Here is a 236-nt window from a genome sequence, read left to right as displayed (position 1 = left end):
ACGCTGGCTATTAGGGGTAATCTTAGCTAACGTCTGCTTTAACGCCCTGTACGCTGCCTTACCCTATAACGGTGGCTTTGCCAATGACATGCTCACCCGGGGCCAGTACCAGGCAATTACCAGCCAGCGCTACGGGGGCCTAAATCAGGGCCTGGCACAAAAGTCTTTTTACCGGGTCAACACGATCTCCAATAATGACATCATCGATTCGTTGAAGATGTACAACGATTTGACCA

At 50.4% G+C, this 236-nt stretch carries 1 protein-coding gene; it reads left to right on the top strand.

From position 1 onward, the window contains the following. Positions 1-236, top strand: a 236-nt coding sequence (locus L9G74_RS22020; protein ID WP_238899072.1) for a hypothetical protein, incomplete at both ends; no start/stop codon positions are given.

It is taken from the genome of Shewanella electrica, from assembly GCF_022321485.1.
GTDB lineage: Bacteria > Pseudomonadota > Gammaproteobacteria > Enterobacterales > Shewanellaceae > Shewanella > Shewanella electrica.
The sequence above is the reverse complement of the archived record's forward strand: the minus strand, read 5'-3'. Positions and strand labels throughout refer to the sequence as shown.